The sequence below is a fragment of the Salinicoccus siamensis genome (assembly GCF_042429615.1).
GTDB classification, from domain to species: Bacteria; Bacillota; Bacilli; order Staphylococcales; family Salinicoccaceae; genus Salinicoccus; species Salinicoccus siamensis.
The window spans coordinates 1-535 of the sequence record NZ_JBHMAH010000010.1 but is presented as its reverse complement, the minus strand read 5'-3'; the positions used below and the strand labels follow the sequence as shown (position 1 = coordinate 535).

Here is a 535-nt window from a genome sequence, read left to right as displayed (position 1 = left end):
GTCAGTCCGTAGGTGAAGTGGTTCAGAATCTCCTGTTTCCACTTCAAGACGGTTTTGACTATAGACTTTGTGGCGTTCGCTCCTTCAAAAAGGTAGTGGCTGCACCAGTCTTCAAGGGTTTTTTGCGCTTTCTTGTAGCTTTTGGCACAATATATGTCCCGGAACTTCTGAAGCGCAACCCACTGCTTTTTCAACTCAGGATTTTCTCCGAGCCAAGTGCGTAACGTCTCTTTTTCTTCTAACTTCAGGTGTTTGGGACGGGCCATCAAAAGCCTGCGCTGATGCCTGATGTTCTTGTGGCTGGTCCCGTTGTTTCCTTCCAGCTTCCTCGCACGATCCAGAGCCTGCGTGAACAACTGGATGACGTGGAACTTGTCGACAACGATGGCTGTCTCCGGCCATATCTCGTGGACGGTCTGCGCCATGCCGGGAGCCAGGTCCGTAACGATGACTTCAGGTGCCTGCAACGGATACCGGCGCAGCCCTTCCTGGATACGCTCCCGGCTCTTTCCCGGGTGCGTCTGCCACACGTGGC

General features: G+C 53.6%; 1 protein-coding gene. It reads right to left on the bottom strand.

What is annotated here, in order from left to right:
• Nucleotides 1-535: transposase (locus ACFFLE_RS03820; protein WP_380570015.1), on the bottom strand; the 535-nt coding region annotated here is incomplete at both ends.